The organism is Ectothiorhodospira sp. PHS-1 (assembly GCF_000225005.1).
In the GTDB taxonomy this organism is placed as follows: Bacteria; Pseudomonadota; Gammaproteobacteria; order Ectothiorhodospirales; family Ectothiorhodospiraceae; genus Ectothiorhodospira.
Genome location: NZ_AGBG01000065.1, coordinates 1 through 3,272, shown reverse-complemented (window position 1 = coordinate 3,272; position 3,272 = coordinate 1). Strand labels below are relative to the sequence as shown.

Below are 3,272 nucleotides of genomic sequence, written 5' to 3'. Positions count from 1 at the left end.
TGGCCTCCAGCCCCCTGTCCACGCGGGTCAGACCGGTGTTCACCGTCAGTGACCGGGAACCCGTCAACTCCCGGTCCAGGCGCAGGTTCAGGGCCGTGCGCTCCCACTGGTCGCGGTTGCCGGGAAAGCCGTCATCCTCCGCGTGGGACAAGGACAGGCGGTAATGCTGTCTCTCCCCCAGACTGCCTCCCTGGCGCAGGGAGGCATCACGGACACCGTGGGTGCCGATCCGGGTCCGGACCTGCGTCCCGGGCGTATCGGCGGCATGGCGGGTCAGGATGTTGATGATGGCAAAGAAGGAGTTGGAGCCATAGGCGGCCGAGTTGGGGCCGCGAATGATCTCGATGCGTTCGACGTCATCCAGGGACAGCGCCAGGTCGCCCCACTGTGCGCCTCCGTTGGTGGGGCTGTAGATGGAGCGGCCATCCACCAGGACCTGCAGCTGGCGAACGAACATGCCTCCCAGGCCGTGATAACTGACGATGCGTCGATTGCCGTCGTGATGGCTGACCAGAAAGCCGGGCACCATGCTCAGAACATCGGCAATATGCCGGGCATCGCTGTGCTCCAGCCAGTCCCTGTCAATAATGGTGATCGAGGCCGGGGCCTCGATCTGGGGCTGCTGGAGCCGCGTTGCCGTGAGCGCCACAGGCAGGTCGAGGAAAAAATCCTGCTCCGAGAAGCTGTGAGGTTCCGCCTGTAGCCCCTGGGGCAGGATCATGGCACCACACAGGAGCAGGGTCTTCTTGTTGGTCATTAATCGAATCAAGCCCTGAAGGCCGCGGCGGCGGCTCACAAAGTGTTGAAAACCCTATCGGGATCTTTCACAGACCTCCGGTGCTGATCAAGATCTGCAGGATGGATTCGTCCAGTATCCGGTAGCCATCCTCATTGGGATGAATGGGGTCGGCCTTCAGTTCGTCCCGTGACAGTATATGGGCGAGCGCGTGATTTTCCAGAGGAATTCCAAATTCCCGGGCCAGGGCTTCAGGTGACGGCATTTCGTAGTCGAATCAGGGTGGGGGTGGGCACGGCCACCAGTACGATCTGGACATTCCGGTCCCTGGCGGCCCGGATCATGGTCGCCAGGTTGTTCTGTTTCTGCTGGGCAGCCGCGAGCAACTGGCCAAGGGCGCCCACCTGCTCACCCCCGAGTACCTGAATTACCAACTGGAACTCTCCCGCCACCTCATGGGCGTGGACACCCTGGACGCCTTCCTGGTGGACCAGCCCGAGGTGCATATCACCGAGTGCGGCAAGGAGGCCACCCTGCAGCGGCTGGAGCTCGTATTCGAGATGCTGGAGCGCGCCGTACAGGAAGGCCGCCTCCGCCGCTACGGCATCACCAGCTTCGAGAGCTTCCGCGTGGAGACCGACGCCCCCCTGTTCCTCTCCCTCACGTCGCTCGTGGGCCTGGCCGAACGCGCCGCCCACACCGTCACCGGCAACCCCCAGGCCCGACACCACTTCAACCAGGTGATGCTGGAAGGCTTCACCCGCTTCAACACCGCCACCGGCCAGGGCAACGTGGCCTCACCTATCCAGGCCGCCCACCAACTCCAGCTTTATGTGATGGCCTCCCACTCCCTGCTCAAGGGGCATCTGGCCACGCAGTCCGTGGACACGGTTGCGCGTGCTTTGGCGGATCTGCCCAATCCTGCCCAGAGGGCGCTGCAGTTCAATCGATCGACGCCTGGGGTGGGAACAAGCCTGGCGGGCATCAGCACCCCGGAGCATCTGGAGGATCTGCTGGCGGTGGCGGGGTTGCCGGTGATGGCACGGCAAGCTTATTTGGGGATGTTTGAGAGGGTGGGGGGGGAGTAGGGGGCTGGCATACCTGAAGGGATTACGCTCTGAGGCTCTTCCTCGTCCTACCTGGGGCGCACATCGTGGGGCACGCGCCGATACGCGCATTCCTGAAACCTGAAACGCGTCACAAAATCAGCTAATCTGTGACCCACGAACACCAAGCGTGCATAGGACATGGAATACAGGGAGCCCGAGCAGCCTGAAGGGTGGACAGCAGGAGAGTTTAGATGTCTTGGGAATACCCCGCTGGCCCTGCTACATCGGGCATGGGGGGTGGTCTCTGGTATCCAGAGGGCTTCTCACGGCAAGGCCTCCACGGTTCAACACGTGGGTGTAAATCTGGGTGGTGGACACATCGCTGTGCCCCAGCAGTTCCTGAACGGTCCTGATGTCATAACCCTGCTCCAGCAAATGGGTCGCGAAACTGTGCCGCAAGGTGTGGCAACTGGCTTTCTTGTGAATGCCCGCCTTCCTAGCGGCTCCCTTGACGGACTTCTGCACAGCGGTTTCGTGCAGGTGGTGGCGCCGGGGTTTACCCGAGCGCGGGTCTACCGAAAGGCGGCCGCTGGGAAACACAAACTGCCAGCGCCATTCGCGAGGTGCGTTGGGATACTTCCGCGCCAGCGCGTCAGGCAGGAGCGTTTCCCCCAGTCCCTGTTCAAGATCCCTGGCATGCAGGGCACGCACGGTTTCCAGGTGCTCGTTCAATGGGCCAACCAGCGATTCCGGCAAGGGCACGATCCGGTCCTTGTTCCCCTTGCCACATCTCACCACGATCAATCCCCGGTCAAATTCCACGTCCTGTACGCGAAGCCGCAGACATTCCATCAGTCTCATGCCAGTTCCGTAGAGCAGAGAAGCGACCAGCCAAGGAACCCCCGCCAGTTCGCCAAGCATGCGCCGCACTTCATCCCTGGAGAGCACCGTGGGCAATCGCCTGGGGCGTTTGGCCCTGGAAAAGAGGCCAATATCGCCAAGGGGTTGTTCAAGCACTTTATTGAACAGAAAGACCAGCGCGTTCAAGGCTTGGTTCTGAGTGCTGACGGCGACATTGCGCGTGACTGCAAGATACTGGAGGAAATCAGCCACCTGTGCAGCCCCCAGACTGGTGGGGGCCTGGCCATCGTAATGGTGGATGAATCTGCAGATCCAGCCCATATAGGATTTTTCCGTCCTGATGGACATGTTGCGGGTTCGCATCACCGCAATCAGCTTTTCAAATACAGGCTGATGGGAAAGTATCAGCGGCGCAAAGCGTTTGTCGCCCACATGTTGGGCAAACTCCGCCGATGTGAGAGGCGCATATTCCCGGGCCAGTGTCGCGTGCTGTGGTTCCAGCGCCTTGGCCGAAGCGCGCCAGTAGTCCCAGTCGAACGTTTCACTCCATTCCGTGTGTGCCAACTTATACAGAATCTGTATAGCATCGATGACCTGGAGGTATTGCCAGGGCTTCAGGTTGGGGG

General features: G+C 61.2%; 4 protein-coding genes and 1 pseudogene. 1 reads left to right on the top strand and 4 read right to left on the bottom strand.

Translation table 11 applies throughout. From position 1 onward, the window contains the following. The 3 genes from ECTPHS_RS13545 to ECTPHS_RS14885 all read right to left on the bottom strand — a co-directional run. Positions 1-757 (bottom strand): TonB-dependent siderophore receptor (locus tag ECTPHS_RS13545; protein ID WP_008933331.1); only part of this gene is annotated, 757 nt, incomplete at its 3' end. A 67-nt stretch (positions 758-824) separates the two neighbouring features. Continuing rightward, positions 825-1,001 (bottom strand): hypothetical protein, encoded by a 177-nt coding sequence (locus ECTPHS_RS14890; protein WP_008933330.1) that lies wholly within the window; start codon positions 999-1,001, stop codon positions 825-827. Next, the gene (locus ECTPHS_RS14885) at positions 988-1,170 is read right to left on the bottom strand and encodes a hypothetical protein (protein ID WP_168044681.1); all 183 of its coding nucleotides are present in this window, start codon (positions 1,168-1,170) and stop codon (positions 988-990) included. The genes ECTPHS_RS14890 and ECTPHS_RS14885 overlap by 14 nt, the downstream gene beginning before the upstream one ends. On the opposite strand from ECTPHS_RS14885, the pseudogene ECTPHS_RS13540 reads away from it, so the two are divergent. Continuing rightward, a pseudogene (locus ECTPHS_RS13540) lies at positions 1,105-1,824 on the top strand (aldo/keto reductase); the annotation flags it as partial. The gene ECTPHS_RS14885 and the pseudogene ECTPHS_RS13540 overlap by 66 nt on opposite strands. Before the next feature lie 240 nt (positions 1,825-2,064). Here the strand turns inward: ECTPHS_RS13540 and ECTPHS_RS13535 are convergent. Further along, a complete protein-coding gene (locus ECTPHS_RS13535; protein WP_083838891.1) occupies positions 2,065-3,264 on the bottom strand; it encodes an integron integrase in 1,200 nt (399 codons plus the stop codon). Between the last annotated feature and the right edge of the window lie 8 nt (positions 3,265-3,272).

Coding starts and splice junctions, on each gene's coding strand:
- ECTPHS_RS14890 (WP_008933330.1), bottom strand. CDS start 1,001: ATGCCGTCACCTGAAGCCCTGGCCCGGGAATTTGGAATTCCTCTGGAA.